Origin of the sequence: Pectobacterium sp. HCp5_1 (assembly GCF_032905925.1) — a bacterium.
Classification (GTDB): Bacteria; Pseudomonadota; Gammaproteobacteria; order Enterobacterales; family Enterobacteriaceae; genus Pectobacterium; species Pectobacterium brasiliense_A.
The window spans coordinates 193830-211031 of sequence record NZ_JAUMIO010000006.1; the positions used below are offsets into that span (position 1 = coordinate 193830).

At 52.7% G+C, this 17202-nt stretch carries 15 protein-coding genes and 1 tRNA gene; 7 read left to right on the forward strand and 9 right to left on the reverse strand.

The features are described from left to right. The first annotated feature begins 132 nt into the window (after nt 1–132). The 3 genes from rpsU to rpoD all read left to right on the forward strand — a co-directional run bounded on the left by rpsU (nt 133) and on the right by rpoD (nt 4246). Nucleotides 133–348: a 30S ribosomal protein S21 gene (rpsU, locus tag Q3A88_RS07215; protein ID WP_001144069.1), complete on the forward strand. Its 216-nt coding sequence runs from the start codon at nt 133–135 to the stop codon at nt 346–348. Between the two features lie 154 nt (nt 349–502). Then, a complete protein-coding gene (gene dnaG, locus Q3A88_RS07220) occupies nt 503–2257 on the forward strand; it encodes a DNA primase (RefSeq protein ID WP_110163469.1) in 1755 nt (584 codons plus the stop codon). Nucleotides 2258–2410: 153 nt separating this feature from the next. After that, a complete protein-coding gene (rpoD, locus tag Q3A88_RS07225; RefSeq protein WP_014914103.1) occupies nt 2411–4246 on the forward strand; it encodes an RNA polymerase sigma factor RpoD in 1836 nt (611 codons plus the stop codon). A gap of 97 nt (nt 4247–4343) precedes the next feature. Here the strand turns inward: rpoD and mug are convergent, their stop codons facing one another. Further along, nucleotides 4344–4847, reverse strand: a complete 504-nt coding sequence (gene mug / locus Q3A88_RS07230; RefSeq protein ID WP_039282307.1) for a G/U mismatch-specific DNA glycosylase — start codon at nt 4845–4847, stop codon at nt 4344–4346. Between the two features lie 140 nt (nt 4848–4987). On the opposite strand from mug, the gene Q3A88_RS07235 reads away from it, so the two are divergent. Together Q3A88_RS07235 and Q3A88_RS07240 are read left to right on the forward strand one after the other, a co-directional pair. Beyond that, nucleotides 4988–5063, forward strand: a tRNA-Ile gene (locus Q3A88_RS07235). Nucleotides 5064–5138: 75 nt separating this feature from the next. Next, nucleotides 5139–5498, forward strand: a complete 360-nt coding sequence (locus tag Q3A88_RS07240; protein ID WP_110163468.1) for a YebF family protein — start codon at nt 5139–5141, stop codon at nt 5496–5498. Between the two features lie 20 nt (nt 5499–5518). On the opposite strand, the gene Q3A88_RS07245 is transcribed toward Q3A88_RS07240, so the two are convergent. Next, on the reverse strand, nt 5519–6421 hold the full coding sequence (locus tag Q3A88_RS07245) for a LysR family transcriptional regulator (protein ID WP_039496857.1): 903 nt from the start codon (nt 6419–6421) through the stop codon (nt 5519–5521). Between the two features lie 181 nt (nt 6422–6602). On the opposite strand from Q3A88_RS07245, the gene Q3A88_RS07250 reads away from it, so the two are divergent. Together Q3A88_RS07250 and Q3A88_RS07255 are read left to right on the forward strand one after the other, a co-directional pair. Beyond that, nucleotides 6603–7367 carry a type 1 glutamine amidotransferase domain-containing protein gene (locus tag Q3A88_RS07250; RefSeq protein WP_039282323.1) on the forward strand — a complete coding sequence of 255 codons (765 nt, stop codon included), beginning with the start codon at nt 6603–6605 and terminating at the stop codon, nt 7365–7367. Between the two features lie 295 nt (nt 7368–7662). Further along, nucleotides 7663–9051, forward strand: a complete 1389-nt coding sequence (locus Q3A88_RS07255; protein ID WP_317177656.1) for a 6-phospho-beta-glucosidase — start codon at nt 7663–7665, stop codon at nt 9049–9051. Between the two features lie 73 nt (nt 9052–9124). Here Q3A88_RS07255 and Q3A88_RS07260 read toward each other — a convergent pair whose 3' ends face one another. The 7 genes from Q3A88_RS07260 to Q3A88_RS07290 form a co-directional block, all read right to left on the reverse strand. After that, nucleotides 9125–10804, reverse strand: coding sequence for a sulfatase (locus Q3A88_RS07260; protein WP_039548149.1), 1680 nt, complete (start codon nt 10802–10804; stop codon nt 9125–9127). A gap of 56 nt (nt 10805–10860) precedes the next feature. Further along, nucleotides 10861–12084 carry an anaerobic sulfatase maturase gene (locus Q3A88_RS07265; protein ID WP_317177657.1) on the reverse strand — a complete coding sequence of 408 codons (1224 nt, stop codon included), beginning with the start codon at nt 12082–12084 and terminating at the stop codon, nt 10861–10863. A gap of 74 nt (nt 12085–12158) precedes the next feature. Next, nucleotides 12159–13889, reverse strand: a complete 1731-nt coding sequence (locus Q3A88_RS07270) for a sulfatase (RefSeq protein ID WP_110163465.1) — start codon at nt 13887–13889, stop codon at nt 12159–12161. A 74-nt stretch (nt 13890–13963) separates the two neighbouring features. After that, a complete protein-coding gene (locus Q3A88_RS07275; RefSeq protein WP_233989603.1) occupies nt 13964–15880 on the reverse strand; it encodes a beta-glucoside-specific PTS transporter subunit IIABC in 1917 nt (638 codons plus the stop codon). Between the two features lie 316 nt (nt 15881–16196). Next, complete coding sequence (locus Q3A88_RS07280; RefSeq protein WP_110163463.1) at nt 16197–16559, reverse strand: DUF305 domain-containing protein; 363 nt, start codon at nt 16557–16559, stop codon at nt 16197–16199. A 70-nt stretch (nt 16560–16629) separates the two neighbouring features. Further along, nucleotides 16630–17079: a GGDEF domain-containing protein gene (locus tag Q3A88_RS07285; RefSeq protein ID WP_317177659.1), complete on the reverse strand. Its 450-nt coding sequence runs from the start codon at nt 17077–17079 to the stop codon at nt 16630–16632. A gap of 1 nt (nt 17080) precedes the next feature. Further along, nucleotides 17081–17202, reverse strand: a 122-nt coding sequence (locus Q3A88_RS07290) for a hypothetical protein (RefSeq protein WP_317177660.1), incomplete at its 5' end; no start/stop codon positions are given.

Consider the following 17202-nt stretch of genomic DNA (forward strand, 5'->3'; position numbering starts at 1 on the left):
GGCCGCGGTTGGGTGTTTTATGATCACCGCAATGCTTTACAAAGGCGTCACGTTTGCAGTAGAATTCCGCACCATTTTGAAAAGGCTGGCACAAGGCCAGCGGCAAACCGAATTTATTGAGGTGAGAGGCACATGCCGGTAATTAAAGTACGTGAAAACGAGCCGTTCGACGTAGCTCTGCGTCGCTTCAAACGTTCCTGTGAAAAAGCAGGCGTTCTGGCTGAAGTTCGTCGTCGTGAGTTTTATGAAAAACCAACGACCGAACGTAAGCGCGCTAAAGCTTCTGCAGTGAAACGTCACGCGAAGAAATTGGCTCGAGAAAACGCACGCCGCACTCGTCTGTATTAATTTTCAGGAGGGTTTCCCTCCAACGCGTGATTAATCCGCAGACTTAGCAGTTGCATACGTAAGGCCGTGCTTTCCGAAAGGAAGCGCGGCTTGTTGTCGTTTATAAGCTATATCCAATGTAATCACCTTACAGAAGGGTATACACCAGGGGCTTATGGCTGGACGAATCCCACGCGTATTTATTAATGACCTGCTGGCTCGCACCGACATCGTCGATCTCATTGACGCGCGCGTCAAACTGAAAAAGCAGGGCAAAAACTATCATGCGTGCTGCCCGTTCCATCACGAGAAAACCCCCTCATTCACCGTAAACGGTGACAAACAGTTCTATCACTGTTTTGGCTGTGGCGCACACGGCAACGCCATAGACTTTTTGATGAATTACGATCGTCTAGAATTCGTTGAAACCATTGAAGAACTTGCCACCCAATACGGCCTCGAAGTGCCTTATGAAACCGGCACTGGCCCAACCCAGTTAGAGCGTCACCAACGGCAAAGTCTGTACGAATTGATGGGACAGCTCAGTGGGTTCTATCAACAAGCACTAAGCCAATCAGTCGGTACGCCAGCGTTGCAGTATCTGCAACAGCGCGGTTTAAGCGCAGAAGTGATCAGCCATTTTGCGATTGGCTTCGCTCCGCCCGGCTGGGATAACGTTTTAAAGCGCTTTGGCCGCAATAATGACGACCGCAGCACATTGAACGATGCCGGCATGCTGGTGACTAACGATCAGGGTCGAACGTATGACCGCTTCCGCGAGCGTGTGATGTTCCCAATCCGCGACAAACGGGGACGAGTCATTGCCTTCGGCGGACGCGTATTAGGCGACGGTACACCAAAGTACCTTAACTCGCCGGAAACAGAAATTTTTCATAAAGGTCGCCAGCTGTACGGCCTGTATGAGGCGCAGCAAAATCACCCAGAACTCAAACGACTGCTGGTTGTTGAAGGTTATATGGACGTGGTGGCGCTGGCGCAATTTGGTATTGATTATGCGGTGGCATCGCTGGGTACCTCCACGACCGCCGATCACATTCAGTTACTATTTCGCGCCACCGATCTGGTGGTGTGTTGTTACGACGGAGACCGTGCCGGACGTGAAGCGGCATGGCGCGCGCTGGAAACTGCGCTACCCTATTTGAACGATGGTCGCCAGCTACGCTTTATGTTCCTGCCAGACGGTGAAGATCCCGACACGCTGGTGCGTCAAGAAGGCAAAGTCGCTTTTGAACAGCGCATGGAACAGGCTCTGCCGCTGTCGCAGTTTCTGTTTGAGACGCTGCAACAGCAGGTGGATATGAGTTCACCCGATGGCCGCACCAAGCTCAGCACGCTGGCACTGCCGCTGATAGGCCAGGTACCGGGAGAAACGCTGCGGCTGTATTTGCGCCAGCAGCTCGGCAACAAGCTAGGTATTTTGGACGACAGCCAGTTGGACAGACTGCTCCCAAAAGTGGCAGAGCAGGCTCAATCCTACCAGCCGCCGCAACTAAAAGTCACAACTATGCGTATACTTATAGGGCTTTTAGTACAAAATCCAAGACTGTCAGCAGAAGTGCCTGACCTCGCGCTGGAAGGCATTGAAGAAGACAAAGTGGCTGGTTTATCCCTGTTTCAGGACTTGGTGAAAACCTGCAATGCCAGCCCTGGGATGAACATGGGTCTGCTGTTGGAAAAATATCGCGACAGCAAGTACCGCAAGCAGCTTGAAACTATGGCTTCATGGAACCATATGATCGTAGAGGAAGAGCTCGACGAGAAGTTCAGAATCAGTCTGGCAGAGCTCTACGATCAGCTGTTGAAACAGCGACAAGAAACATTGATTGCCCGTGACAGAACGCATGGGCTCAACGCCAAAGAAAAAAAAGAGCTTTGGTCGTTGCAACTGGCGTTGACCAGAAAACACTGATACAGAGGCTTAATTGCCGATAAATAGCAGGGTTGAGCCCTGCAAAGAGCCGCTACAGGGGCGCGGCGATAAGAAAAATACCCCTAATGCTATTGTTAGCGAACTACGCTGACCGACACCAACCCAAATACTCTGAAGTGTGGATACCGTCTTATGGAGCAAAACCCGCAGTCACAGCTGAAGCTGCTTGTCACCCGTGGTAAGGAGCAAGGCTACCTGACCTATGCTGAGGTCAATGACCATCTGCCGGAAGATATCATCGACTCGGATCAGATCGAAGATATCATCCAGATGATTAACGACATGGGCATCCAGGTGATGGAAGAAGCACCGGATGCAGACGATCTGTTGCTAGCCGAAAACACCAATGATGCCGACGAAGATGCGGCAGAGGCTGCTGCGCAGGTTCTATCCAGTGTTGAATCGGAAATTGGTCGCACCACCGACCCGGTTCGCATGTACATGCGTGAAATGGGTACCGTTGAACTGCTGACGCGCGAAGGCGAGATCGATATCGCCAAGCGTATTGAAGACGGTATCAACCAGGTTCAGTGCTCTGTTGCGGAGTATCCTGAAGCCATTACTTACCTGTTGGAACAGTATGACCGCGTCGAAGCGGGCGAAAGCCGCCTGTCCGACCTGATTACTGGCTTCGTCGATCCTAATGCGGAAGAGGACATTGCACCTACCGCGACTCACGTTGGTTCTGAGCTTTCGAGCGAAGAAATGGACGATGACGATGAGGAAGAAGACGACGAGGAAGAAGAAGACGACAACAGCATCGATCCTGAGCTGGCACGTGAGAAGTTCACCGAACTGCGTGAGCAATATGAAACGACCCGTCAGGTTATCAAAGCCCACGGTCGTAGCCATGCGCTGGCAGCACAGGAAATCCTGAATCTGTCCGAAGTCTTCAAACAGTTCCGTCTGGTGCCAAAACAGTTTGATTTCCTGGTTAACAGCATGCGTTCCATGATGGATCGCGTTCGTACTCAGGAACGTTTGATCATTAAGCTGTGTGTTGAACAGTGCAAAATGCCGAAGAAAAACTTCGTCACGATGTTCACTGGCAATGAAACCAACAATACTTGGTTTGCCGCAGCAGTCGCCATGGGCAAGCCATGGTCTGAAAAGCTGAATGATGTTGAAGAAGACGTCACCCGCAGCCTGCAAAAACTGCAGCAGATCGAAGAAGAAACTGGCCTGACGATCGAGCAGGTTAAAGACATCAACCGCCGTATGTCGATTGGTGAAGCGAAAGCGCGTCGTGCCAAGAAAGAAATGGTGGAAGCTAACCTGCGTCTGGTTATTTCTATCGCGAAGAAATACACCAACCGTGGTTTACAGTTCCTCGACCTGATTCAGGAAGGTAACATCGGTCTGATGAAAGCGGTAGATAAGTTTGAGTATCGCCGTGGCTACAAATTCTCGACCTATGCGACCTGGTGGATCCGTCAGGCGATCACCCGTTCTATCGCCGATCAGGCACGTACCATCCGTATTCCGGTACACATGATTGAGACGATCAACAAGCTGAACCGTATCTCTCGTCAGATGTTGCAGGAAATGGGTCGTGAGCCGACTCCGGAAGAGCTGGCTGAGCGTATGCTGATGCCGGAAGATAAGATCCGTAAAGTGCTGAAAATCGCGAAAGAGCCGATTTCAATGGAAACCCCGATTGGTGATGATGAAGATTCACATTTGGGCGATTTCATCGAAGATACGACGCTGGAGCTGCCGCTGGATTCCGCCACGTCGGAAAGCCTGCGTTCTGCGACACACGACGTACTGGCTGGCCTGACCGCGCGTGAAGCGAAAGTCCTGCGCATGCGTTTCGGTATTGATATGAACACCGACCATACGCTGGAAGAAGTGGGCAAACAGTTTGACGTTACGCGTGAACGTATTCGTCAGATCGAAGCGAAAGCACTGCGTAAACTGCGCCACCCAAGCCGTTCCGAAGTGCTGCGTAGCTTCCTGGATGATTAATTCACTCCTCAGCTAATCAACACTTCAGATAACTACATGATAAATAGCCCCGGTCCGCCGGGGTTATTTTTTGCCTGTCAAAACGCTCAGATTGGTTTCACGCCTTATTCTGCAACGCCTGATGCAGTTCCTGATACGACGCCACCAGCGACTCCAGCGTCGCACGATTCAGCCCGCTAGGGTTCGGCAGTACCCAAACCTGCGTCTCGCCAATACGCTGCTCCTGACGCCCCCACGAAACCTTCTTGATACCAAACGCCTGACTGAACGCCTGCTTCCCTAACACCGCCAGCGCACGCGGCTGATAGTGCGTCATCTTCTCGACAATCGCATTGCCGCCTTGCAGCAGCTCGTCTCGCCCCAGTTCGGTGGCTTCAACCGTTGGGCGCTCCACCAGCATGGTGATGCCGCATCCGGTATCCAGCAGATGCTGTTCTTCCGCGGGTGTCAGCAAACGTTCGGTAAAGCCTGCCTGATAAATCACTTTCCAGAAGCGATTACTGGGATTCGCAAAGTGGTAACCATGATGGGCAGTGGACAGCCCAGGGTTGATGCCACAGAAAACAACCTGAAGATTCATAGCCAGAATATCGGTAATCATGTCTTTCCCTACTTCCGTTGACTACAGCCATCGTAAATTCTGATAAGAATAACAACAAGCTATCTTGAGTATAAAACCACCACCCGGCAGATAGGCTATAGACCTTCCCCCGCACATTACCGTATAATCATCGCCCATTCGGCCCCTTAGCTCAGTGGTTAGAGCAGGCGACTCATAATCGCTTGGTCGCTGGTTCAAGTCCAGCAGGGGCCACCAAATTCAAGGAGTTGCGTTAATAGCGCAGCTCCTTTATTTTTGGGCGTCGGTTTATGTTTATCAGGAAGAAGCGGGATGGGATGGAAAACCAAAACGGCTGGTTGCGTTGCGGCAGCGGTCATCGCCTTAGCGGGCTACAATTATTACCTCAAGCATAGCGGCCCATCCTGTCTTGAGGTGACGTATGAGCAAGCCATCGACTATGTGAAGCACGATTTCCTGACACTCCGCATTCCACGCTGGGTTAAGTTCCAACCCGAACACCTCGGCACCGCAACACCTGTGATTGCTTTTGATAAAGCTGCCTCACCCACGTTATCCGATCCCGAGGTTTACCTCCTGGCATTCACCGTCTACGGTCCACAGAAAACACACTCGCTGTTTGCCATGTACGAATGTAAAACAGGTTCAGTTGAGTATGCTTCGAAAAACTAACGGATGAATAAGCCACGCATTCACGTCTTAATTATCTGCGAACACACGTCGATAAACGCGCGCAATTTCGGTTGATTCCTCGCGGCTCTTGAGAAATAAAGAAAGAGGCCGTCATTTCCGGGTGAGAGATCGAGTAATGCGGCTTCCAGCGTGCCGTTTGCCAGCTCGCGTGAAGTATGGAAAGTGGATGAGTAAATAAGCCCAACGCTCCTGACCGCGAGGCTACGCATGAGCTCGCCATCGTTCACGGTAATTGTACCGGCTGGCTCAACTCTTACAGTTTCTTTATTTTCGACAAACTCCCACCGATAAATATCTCCCTTTTCAGGGCGACGAAAGCGAATACATTCGTGATGATCGAGATCGCGCGTCGCTTTAGGCTTACCGTTCGCTTTGAAATAGTCCGGCGAACCGAATACCGCCCACTTAAATGGTGGGGAGAGCCGTACTGCAATCATATCCTGTTCGATGTATGAACCGATCATAATGCCAGCATCATAGCCTCCAGAGACGAAGTTATCGTGACGATTACTCACCGTGATATCGATATTCAAATTCGGCCACGCCTGACGAAATGCAGGGATGAGCGGCTCGATAACATGGGGCAATGCTAATCGCTCGACGATCAGCTTCAACGTCCCCGATGGTTTTTTTGCCGATTGAGCCACATCTTCAAAACCCGTTGCAATAACGTGTGCCGCAGGCCCGATTCTTAGCAGCAGCTCTTCCCCTGCTTCCGTCAATGCCATCTTGCGCGTCGTGCGGTGGAAAAGTAGCACGCCGAGGCGATGCTCCAGTTTCTGGAGCGACAAGCTCACCGCTCCCGGCGTCTTACCCAGATCGAGCGCGGCTTTGCGAATGCTCAAACGTTTCGCTATAGCCAGAAATTCTGCCAGTCCATCAAAACTATCGGATTGCCCCATCAGGGTTCCTCATCGTCATGCAACACAGGGATCATCAAACGCATTTTACGATAATTTATCACGACAATATAAAGTGATTACATCGATTTTTTAAACAATACGTTCCGTTTTTACCGTCTGTTTTCAGCCAATTATCACGGATATAGTGGCGACCATCACCACCTGCTGAAAGGAGTTTTTTATGTCAATCATCAAGCGCTGTGCTGGTCTTATCGCCGCGATGGCTGTGTTTGCCGCAGCCTCCCCTGTTTTCGCCCAGGCCAATTTGAAAGAAGAGAAGGTATTAATCGTCGTCTCCAGTCTGGATAAAAAAACCCCCGATCTCGTTGGCGGCTTCTGGTTCCCAGAACTCACTCATCCGGTCGAGGTTTTTGACAAAGCTGGGCTGGATTACGATATTGCGAGCCCCAAAGGCGGGATGCCTCCGTTTGACGGATTCGATCTCAAAGATCGGGCAAGCCTGGATTTCTGGACTAACCCGGAACACCGCAACAAACTGGCTAATTCAATCCCGCTGGCAAAGGTTGATCCCGCGAAATATAGCGCGATCCTGCTGGTTGGAGGACATGGACCAATGTGGGATTTCGTCAACAATCCTGAGTTGATCAACATCGTGCGTACCATGTACGAGAAAAATGACATCATCAGTGCCGTTTGCCACGGTCCGGCAGGCTTGCTGAATGTGAAGCTCAGCAATGGTGAACTGTTGATTAAAGGCCGTCGCCTTACCGGTTTTACCGCGGAAGAAGAAGTGTCCCGTAATTACGACAAGATCGTTCCGTTTGAACTTGAAGCGGCACTGAAAAAGGATGGCGCAACATTTGAAGAAGCCCCAATCTTTGAAAATAAAGTCGTCGTTGATGGACGACTGATCACTGGCCAAAACCCAGCATCCGCTCAAGCGCTGGGCGAAGCCGTCGTCAAAGCACTGAAAGCGAAAGCGTAATTACCGTATCAGCAGGCGTTAGGGGAAAACACCTAACGCCTGTCGGCGCGAATCATGCCAGCAGAGATGCCGTGACTCGCGTCACATAACCAGACGGGGGCATTGCCGCAGATATTCAGGATTGTATAGTGTTCTAACAAGACGTTACCGCCAATGGCGGGCGAGACTTGGGCAGAGGTGAGTAGTGATACTCTCTTCTGCCCAAGTTTTTTTTTGCCTGTCGTCCGGCGGTTCCCAGCGCGGAGCCAAAGCCCGACGCAGCGTAATGATGTAGAAAACGATAAGGAGAAATACCATGAAAGCATTCCCCGACGGATTTTTATGGGGCGGTTCAGTCGCAGCAAACCAGGTTGAAGGCGCATGGAATGAAGACGGTAAAGGCGTGTCGACCTCCGATCTTCAGCTAAAGGGCGTACATGGTCCGGTGACGGAACGCGATGAGAGCATTAGCTGCATCAAAGATCGGGCCATCGATTTTTATCATCAATACCCACAGGATATTCAGCTGTTTGCCGAAATGGGGTTCAAGGTGTTACGCACCTCGATTGCCTGGACGCGCATTTACCCAGAAGGTGATGAAGCGGAACCTTGTGAAGCCGGTCTGGCCTTCTACGATCGCCTGTTCGATGAAATGGCAAAGCACCAGATTCAGCCGCTGATTACGCTGTCGCACTATGAAATGCCTTACGGGCTGGTGAAAAAGCTGGGGGGCTGGAGCAACCGTGCCGTCATCGACCATTTTGAGAAGTACGCCCGTACCGTTTTCAGCCGCTATAAAGACAAAGTGAAGCACTGGCTGACCTTCAATGAAATCAATATGGCGCTGCATTCACCCTTTACGGGCATCGGGCTAGACGGTGAACCTTCAAAACAGGATATTTATCAGGCTATCCACCACCAGTTGGTTGCCAGCGCACGCGCGGTAAAAGCCTGCCACGACATTATCCCGGATGCCAAAATCGGCAACATGCTATTGGGCGCGGTACGCTACCCCATGACCTGCCATCCGAAAGATGTACTGGAAGCGCAGAGCAAGAACCGTGAATGGCTGTTCTTCGGTGATGTGCAGGTACGCGGCACCTATCCGGCATGGATTCAGCGCTATTTCCGGGAAAATGGTGTCGAACTCACCATTACCGCGCAGGATAAAGACGACCTGAGCCACACCGTAGACTTTGTCTCCTTCAGCTATTACATGAGCGGCTGCGCAACCTTCGAGCCGGAGAAATATCAGTCCTCACGCGGCAATATCATCCGTCTGATTCCTAACCCACACCTTGAAGCCTCCGAATGGGGCTGGCAGATCGACCCCGAAGGCCTGCGCTTCCTGCTGAACGAGCTGTATGACCGCTATCAGAAGCCGCTGTTCATCGTGGAAAACGGTCTGGGTGCACGCGACGTGGTGGAAGAGGACGGCAGCATTCACGACAGCTACCGCATTGATTACCTGCGTCGCCATCTGATTCAGGTGCGTGAAGCCATCGACGATGGCGTCGAACTGCTGGGCTACACCAGCTGGGGACCGATCGATCTGGTCAGCGCGGGGACGGCGCAGATGTCAAAACGCTACGGCTTTATTCATGTGGATCGCGATGATGACGGTAAAGGCACGCTGGAGCGTCGGCGCAAAGACAGCTTCTACTGGTATCAGGATGTGATTAACAGCAACGGAAAATCGCTGTAACCCTATAGAACATAAGATGATAGAGAAATCAGACGGCGTATTCACACAGCGCCGTCTGATTAATGATGATGGATTATTTATCCATCAGCTCTTTTAGCTGAGGGGCGCTCTTCTTCACGGCTTCATTCGACGCTTTCACCTTCGCTTCTTTACCGACCTGATCGGGGATAAATCCGGCGAGAATCTCCTCGTGGTTATATCCTTTCAGCCATTCGCGTGGGAACGGCGCAAGCTGCTCACCGGTGCCTTCATAGCGATAGACCTGTCCTTGCCCTGTGCGTTGGTTATACGGGATCACATTTTTCCCCTGCCGATTACTCAGCTCTTCATACAGCTTTTTGCGCAGCGCGATTTTGACATTCACGATCTTGTCATCGGTCGAATCGATCAGGTTGTGCTTCTCTTCCCGATCGTTCTGCATGTCGTAAAGCTCTTCTTTATCCCACACGCCGTAATATTGGATGTATTTGTATTCCGGCGTGCGGATCGCAAACGTGGTTGGCGTCTGCGGGAAGCTGTATTCCCAGAAGTATTCATAGACGAAGTAGTCTTTGCGCTTCGGCACGGTATAGCCATCCAGTCCCAGACGCCAGAAGCTCTGCCCGTCGTAATGCTTCGGCGCGGCAACGCCGGCGGCTTCCAGAATGGTGGGGGCCACGTCGATGTTTCTGACGATGTCTTCCACCACTTTGTCTTTGGCGAAGCCCGGCCCGGAGGCAATCAGCGGCACGCGGATCGACTCTTCATAGGCATTACGCTTATCGATCAGCCCATGTTCGCCGAACATAAAGCCGTTATCCCCCATCACCATGATAATGGTGTTCTTATCCAGACCCTGCTTTTGCAGCCAGTCGCGCACGCGCCCTACGCTGTCATCCACCGAGCGCAGCGTTTCATAGTAGTCGCGCTGATACTGCTGAAGATCCATATCCGTGTTGTAGGGATAATCCACGCCGTGCCAGCTGTTACGCTGGTTCTTCACCCACATCGGTTTACCGGCATAGTTTTCCGGCGTATCGGCATAGGTATCCGGCACTGGGAAGGTCACTTCTTTCATGCTGCCACGGTGGCGTTTGGCGGGCAGGAAATCGGAGTGCACACCTTTATGCGACAGATACATCATGAACGGCTTTTTCTTATCGAGCGTGTTCAGCCAGTCTACGGCGTAATCCGTCAGTTCATCGGTGATGTAGCCTTTTTGCGGCACCATCTTGCCATCAATATTGAGCATGGTCGGCTTGCCGTAGCTATCAATCGGATAATAGCTACCTTGCCCCAGCAGCCCTACCCAGCGATCGAAGCCAGCGAAGCCTTTCGTGGCCGTTTTATCCGCGCCGCCGAAGTGCCATTTGCCAAAGAAACCGGTCTGATAGCCGTTGTCGCGCAGCAGTTCCGGGAAATAATTCAGATGAGAGAGATCGGACGGATTGTTATCCGATACGCCATGATTATGCACGTACATCCCCGTCAGGATGCTGGCGCGGCTGGGAGAGCACAGCGAAGTGGTCACGAACGCATTCTTAAAATACGTCCCTTCTTTGGCGATGCTATCCATATTCGGCGTGTGAATAGCCGAATTCAGGAAGCCGAACGCGTCGTAACGCTGATCGTCAAGAATGATGTAAACCACGTTGGGTTGTTTGCCATCAGCCGACGGCGTAGTCGTTGCAGGGGAAGTCGCCGCGGCAGCCTGTCCCCCTGCCGCTTGCATACAGGCCAGCGTAATCGCGGCCAGAAGTCTGTTTCTTTTCATCGTTTTTCCTTTTATGCCATCCCTTCCCAGAGCGCTCGAAGAGTATTCGGCATCGGTTAATAAAACTCGGCTTTTATATTCCTTCTTATTTTCTTCATTGATTCCTGGCGTCCCAATTGAGAGAGCAAGGCATTCATGCGTGGTAACACATGGAATAGGTGCGTTTTAAAGCCATCGCAGAAATAGTTTTTATTCGGTCGCCCATCGCTGGAAATTTCAAACCGGTGCTTCGGGCAGCCGCCATGACAAACCGCTTTCACTTCACAGGTCAGGCAATCTTTGCTGATGTTTTTTCGCTTATTTTCGCCAAAGGCGAGGTTTTGCGGCGAATTCACCAGCGACGCCAGATCGTCCTGATTAATATTGCCGAGCTTATTTTCGGGATAAACGAAATGGTCGCAGGAATACACGTCGCCGTTCGCTTCCACAATCAGATTGCCGCCGCAGGTTTCGTTGATGACGCAGGCGCTAAGCTGCCCGGTCATTTTGGTCAGCGTTTGTTCAAAATTCATAACAAACACATTGCCCAGATCGTGCTGAACCCAATGGTCAAAAATCGTATTCAGGAAACGGCCATACGCGTTGGCAGGCACTGACCACTCCGTCACGCTGCATTGACCCGAAAAGTCCGGCTGAATCAGCACCAGTCCGTTGTCATCCGGCTGAGCCGCGCGGCGTTCCACCAGCGGAATGAACTGCATGTAACGGCTGCCGATGCGTTTCAGAAACTGGTACACATCCAGCGGGCGTTTCACGTTTTCCGCATTCACCACCGTCAGAGTATTAAACTCGACCCGATGACGCTTCAGCGCTTCCAGCCCCTTCATCACGTCATCAAAGGTGCTTTTCCCTGCCCGCGTGAGGCGATGCGCATCATTGCTGATACGGTCACCGTCAATCGACAATCCCACCAGAAACTGGTTCTCTTTCAGAAAACGCGCCCAGTCGTCATCAATATTGGTGCCGTTGGTCTGAAAGAAATTATTGATCTGCTTTGTGCCACGGTATTTATTCTGTAGCCGCACCGCTTCGCGGAAGAAATCGATACCCAGCAGCGTCGGCTCGCCCCCCTGCCACGGGAAATCAACAACGGGTGCCTGCTGACTACTGATGTTCTTTCGTACATAGTTTTCCAGCGTGTCGCCATCCATCTTCCAGCGGCTTTTCCGCTCGGGATAAAGATGTTCCTTCTCCAGATAAAAACAGTATGAGCAATCGATATTGCACACGGATCCTGAAGGCTTGGCCATCAACTGAAAATTAGCAATAGATTGACTCATTGGCACCTCGACTTAACTTACCGACTCACGATGTTCTCTTTCCTGCGGGAATGAATAGATTCACAGGCCTATTTTCACGGCTGAACGGCCAACGTCCCGACCGGGCTTTCCTGCCAGCCATAGCGAATCGCCTTGAATTGCAGCTGTGATGCGCTCTTCAGCGGCGTGATGCTGCCCGTGTACAGCTCCCACTCTTTGCCATCCCAGCTGTAGCCAATGGACGCATCCTGCGTACGGTTAGCCAGATAAATTTTGTTGCTGACCGCATCCCACTGCGCCACTGGCGTCAGCGTGGCGCGCTGCTTGCCCTGCTCATCCAGCAGATCTGCCACCATCTGATCTTCCGCGATCAGATTCATGTCGTTCGCACGGTTGCGCCAGCGATCCATCTCCTCGCGCATCCGCACCAGCACGGCGTGTTGAGCCGGATCGGCCGCCAGGTTATGCAACTGCAAAGGATCGCGTCGCAGATCGTAAAGCTCTTCCGCCGGACGATCGGCAAACCAGCTTTGCTGCTCGGCGCTCAGTTGCTGCTGCTCACGCGCCGCATTCAAATCCTTCATCGAGCCGAGCGCGTTGCGGAAAGCAATGCCGATGCCCCCCGGTGTGGTCGCCAGATTACGGACATATTGATAGTCACGATCCCGGACAAAATAGGCGCGCATGTCGTATTCATCCATCCGCCCGCGCACGCCGTAGACAAACTGGCGCTGCGGCGCGAAGTCCTGCGCCAGACTGATACCGCGCATATAGTCAGGCTGTTTGATGTCGGCGAACCCCAGAATGGTCGGCGCCAGATCCTCGAAAGACACCAGCCGATCGCTCTTGCTCCCTTCCGCCAGCCAACCTGCCGGACGATATTTTTCGGGGATATGCACCATCAGCGGGACATGAGTGCCGGAGTCGTAGCCCTCACGCTTATGGCGCGGAATTCCATCACCGTTATCCGCCGTGAAGATGACGATGGTGTTATCCCACAGCCCGTCTTTTTTCAGCCCGTCCAGCAACTTACCGACCTGCATATCCATAATATGAATATTGTCGTAATGCTGCGCCAGTTCGCGCCGGGTTTGCGGCGTATCCCGCAGATAAGGCTCCAGCGTCAGACGTTGCGGATCCGTTGGCGTATAACGGTATTGCTGGCGAAAGGTATCCCACTGTTTGACGAAGCGCGATTGGCCCGCCGGGTGGTTTTCCGCCGTAAAGAGCGCCGATTCATGCGTAATCTGCGGGTTGAAATTCATGAAGAACGGCTTGCCCTTCAGATCATAATTACGCCAGGCCAGTTGAATATGCAGATCGTCCATGCTGCTGTACTCCCCGTGGCGCGTCCACAGGGTGAAAGGGCCAACATCGGCATGACCTTTCGTAAACTGGTAATCCGTCTTGGTGTCGTTATAGGTGAAGTAACCACTGCGGCGCAGCAGTTCGGGATAGCCTTTCACATAAGAAGGCGGCACGCCTAAATAGCCGCCTGCGGGTCGGGTCGCCGTGCGCATGTGCTGCAACCCGGTCGTATGTTGAAACATGCCGGTAATCAGCCCCGCTCGCGACGGGGCCGATACGCCCGCCATCGTGAAGGCTTGCGTAAAGACAACGGACTCTTTTGCCAGCGCATCCAGATTCGGCGTTCGCGCCTGTGTATCCCCGTATGCGCCCAGACGGGGATTCATGTCCTCCGCCACAATCAGCACCACATTCGGACGCGGACTGGCGATCTGAGCGGAAAAATCGGCACTCACCGCCTGACCAGACAGCGAAAGTGCCGCCAACATCGCCGCGACCAGAGGTGTCTTCTTCATCATTTAGGTTTCCTTAGACGTCTTGAGCCGCACGCCGCCACGTGTTATCTGGCGGCGATGCCCTATCATTCACCGTCCTACGCCAGCGCAATAACCGTCTCTCCGGCCTGCTGCTGACGTGCCGCACCCAGGCTGAATACGCGGTATTCTTCCGCATTCGTGATCACCATCGGCGTCACCGTGTCGTAGCCCGCCTTCTGGATCGCGTCCAGATCGAACTCCAGCAGCAGTTGGCCTTTTGTCACTTTATCGCCTTCTGCAACGTGCATCTGATAATGCTGGCCTTCCAGCTGTACCGTGTTGATGCCGACATGAATCAGAATCTCCGCACCCTTTTGCGAGAGAATACCGACGGCATGGCCGCTTTCGAACGTGCTGGCAATCATGCCGTCCACCGGCGAATAGATACGACCTTCCTGTGGCAGAATGGCGACCCCCTGCCCGACGACGCCGGAAGAGAACACCTTGTCATTTACCTCTTCCAGCAAGATCAGTTCACCTTTTGCTGGCGACCCCAGCTGTTCCGCCGTCTCCGGTGCGTCTTTCAGCGGTAGAGGCACAGCATTGGCCTGCTGGCGCGATACTGGAGCCGCCGGTGTCGTGGTGGGTGAATGCGTTGGAGCAGGCGTGCTTTCGGCTGGCTGCGTCGGTTCATCGAACCCAACGATAACCGTCAGTACAAAACTGGCCACGAAAGCAATCGCACAGCCGATGAGGAAGCCGATAAAGCCCTCGCCGTAGAAAATCGGCAGCGTCAGCAAGCCGGGCATCCCCATGGAGATCGCCGAGCTTTTCGCGTAACCGACGATCGCGCCCCCCAGTGCAGCTGCGATCACCGCACAGATAAACGGTTTTTTCAGCTTCAGCGTGACGCCGTAAACGCCGGGTTCCGTGATGCCAAACAGCGAGGCGATAAAGGTACTGCCCGCCAGTGCTTTGAGCTTTTTATCTTTGGTGCGCACCATGACGCCCAACAGCGCACCAGACTGAGCGAAGACCGACGGGCTGGATGCCGCTTTGAGGTAGCTGTGTCCCATGACCGACAGGTCATTAATAAATACGGTCACGAAGCCCCAATGCACGCCGAAGATCACTAAAATCTGCCACGCCGCCGCAATCAGCGCCCCGGCAATAATCGGGTTGAAGCTATAGATACTGACAAACACCGACGCAATCAGCTTACTGGCCGAGATACCAATCGGCCCGATGGTCATTAGCGTGAGCGGCACCATCAGCACCAGCAGGAAGAACGGCGTCAGAATATTGCGTACGCTTTCGTGAATATGGCGATTCAGGAAACGCTCGATATACGACATCAGCCACACGCTGAAGATAATCGGAATCACCGAGGAGGTGTATTTCATCATGACGACGGGCAGGCCGAAGAACGTCACGGGCTGACCGGCATCAAATAGCCCCTGAATCGTCGGGTAAACCAGCGCACCGGCAATCGACACCGCCACGAAAATGTTGGTTTCAAATTTACGCGCGGAGGTAATCGCCAGCAGCATCGGCAGGAAGTAAAACAGGCTGTCAGACGCGGCATGCAGGATGACATAGGTGCTTTCTTTGGTATTCAGCCAGCCGAGCGCAATGACGATAGCCAGCGCCCCTTTTAGCACACCTGCCGCCGCCATCGCCCCCAGCAAGGGGGTAAAGATTCCGGCAACCAGATCGATCAGCCGCCCCATCGCAGACGTTGATGCCTCACTTTCTACCGCCTGACGTTTCCCGTCACCGTCCTCCAGCAATTTGGAGATCGCACCAAACGCGCGATATACCTCCGGCACGCGGTTCCCGATCACCACCTGCAATTGTCCTGATGCGTTGATAACCGTAATAACGCCTTCTAGTGCCTCAAGCGCAGCCACATCCACCTTACCGTGATCGACAATCTTAAAGCGCAAGCGTGTTGCACAATGCACCAGAGTCGAAACGTTCGCCTCTCCCCCGACCAACCTCAGAATATTTTCAGCGAGCACTTTGCTATTCATAATGACTTCCCGTTTCGTCAATGGCTGCAACTGCCTGATACACGTCATCCCGCTTGTTATCCGCTGGCCAGCTGGAAAATAAGCAAAAAAAAACCTGGATAAAGCAGCGTGCTATACGCTGCTTTATCCAGGTCTCGCCCAGAAAATTCTGGTGACGTCCTTTGCTGTTTTCTAACAAGTTCACGCGGAGAAAGCTATCTCTACGTTTTATTCTGTGAAAACAGTCACTAAATTTTTACCAATCGTGCGAAGCCGCCCACTCCACGGCCTGGTAAAAACAAAATGACGCCTCTCAGAAGAAGCGCCATGGGTAAATTTACGGCTTGTTCTGCTTCTTCAACCAGGCTTCCATTTGGTCGATCTCCGGCTGCTGGGCTTTGATAATCTCTTCCGCCAGCTTACGCAACTCCGGGTCTTTGCCGTATTGCAGCTCCGTTTTTGCCATATCAATCGCGCCACGGTGATGCGCAATCATCCCTTTGGCAAAGGCAATATCAGGGTCGCTGGACTGCATCCCTTCCATCATCTCGCTATGCATCGCATCCATCCCTTTCATGTACGCCTGCTGGGAGGACGACGCGTCGTTTGTAGCACCGTGGCCGCTATGCGCGCTGTCGGCCGCGAACGAGAGAAACGGAACCAGCAACGCTGCCGTTAATAACAAATGGACTTTCTTCATCACAACCCCTCAATCAGTCACAGTAACTTTGAGGGTAGACGTTCCAGTAAGGGGAAGGTCAAGGGAAGAGTCAGACCTCTTCGACCAGACGCATACAGACGCGATTACGCCCCTGTGCTTTCGCTTTATACAACTGCTCGTCCGCCAGCCCGATCAGATCGTAAATATTGCCGCCTTCATGTTGGGGAAACATGGCAACGCCAATACTGGCCGTAAAATGGATTTTCCGGCCGTCGGACAGCGTCAGCGCCGTGGATTCCGTAAGGTGCCGCAGCGCTTCAGCCATGGCTTCGGATTGCTCAGCCGTCAGGTCATAAGCCGCAATCACGAATTCCTCCCCACCCCAGCGGCAAAGGATGTCGCTGGGCCGAATAGCGGCGCTCAGCATACGGGCAAAACTGGCGATCAATTCATCACCGCTGGCATGACCGTAGGTATCATTGACCTGCTTAAAATAATCGATATCCAAAAACAGCAACGTTAACGGGTAATGCCAGTCAGTTAAGCGACTGACTGGCAGTTTATCTACGGGCCTTACTGTATTTTTGGGGCCTTTCTTTTACTATTCGTGGGAAGGCCCTTTCCCTTCTTATCGGTAATTTCACCAGTTGTCCCTGGCTTTCAAGATCACGCATTAGTTCCG

Excerpts from the sequence above, each read along its gene's own strand:
- rpsU (WP_001144069.1), top strand. The coding sequence starts at position 133 with ATGCCGGTAATTAAAGTACGTGAAAACGAGCCGTTCGACGTAGCTCTG.
- dnaG (WP_110163469.1), top strand. The coding sequence starts at position 503 with ATGGCTGGACGAATCCCACGCGTATTTATTAATGACCTGCTGGCTCGC.
- rpoD (WP_014914103.1), top strand. The coding sequence starts at position 2,411 with ATGGAGCAAAACCCGCAGTCACAGCTGAAGCTGCTTGTCACCCGTGGT.
- mug (WP_039282307.1), bottom strand. The coding sequence starts at position 4,847 with ATGATTACCGATATTCTGGCTATGAATCTTCAGGTTGTTTTCTGTGGC.
- Q3A88_RS07240 (WP_110163468.1), top strand. The coding sequence starts at position 5,139 with ATGGGATGGAAAACCAAAACGGCTGGTTGCGTTGCGGCAGCGGTCATC.
- Q3A88_RS07245 (WP_039496857.1), bottom strand. The coding sequence starts at position 6,421 with ATGGGGCAATCCGATAGTTTTGATGGACTGGCAGAATTTCTGGCTATA.
- Q3A88_RS07250 (WP_039282323.1), top strand. The coding sequence starts at position 6,603 with ATGTCAATCATCAAGCGCTGTGCTGGTCTTATCGCCGCGATGGCTGTG.
- Q3A88_RS07255 (WP_317177656.1), top strand. The coding sequence starts at position 7,663 with ATGAAAGCATTCCCCGACGGATTTTTATGGGGCGGTTCAGTCGCAGCA.
- Q3A88_RS07260 (WP_039548149.1), bottom strand. The coding sequence starts at position 10,804 with ATGAAAAGAAACAGACTTCTGGCCGCGATTACGCTGGCCTGTATGCAA.
- Q3A88_RS07265 (WP_317177657.1), bottom strand. The coding sequence starts at position 12,084 with ATGAGTCAATCTATTGCTAATTTTCAGTTGATGGCCAAGCCTTCAGGA.
- Q3A88_RS07270 (WP_110163465.1), bottom strand. The coding sequence starts at position 13,889 with ATGATGAAGAAGACACCTCTGGTCGCGGCGATGTTGGCGGCACTTTCG.
- Q3A88_RS07275 (WP_233989603.1), bottom strand. The coding sequence starts at position 15,880 with ATGAATAGCAAAGTGCTCGCTGAAAATATTCTGAGGTTGGTCGGGGGA.
- Q3A88_RS07280 (WP_110163463.1), bottom strand. The coding sequence starts at position 16,559 with ATGAAGAAAGTCCATTTGTTATTAACGGCAGCGTTGCTGGTTCCGTTT.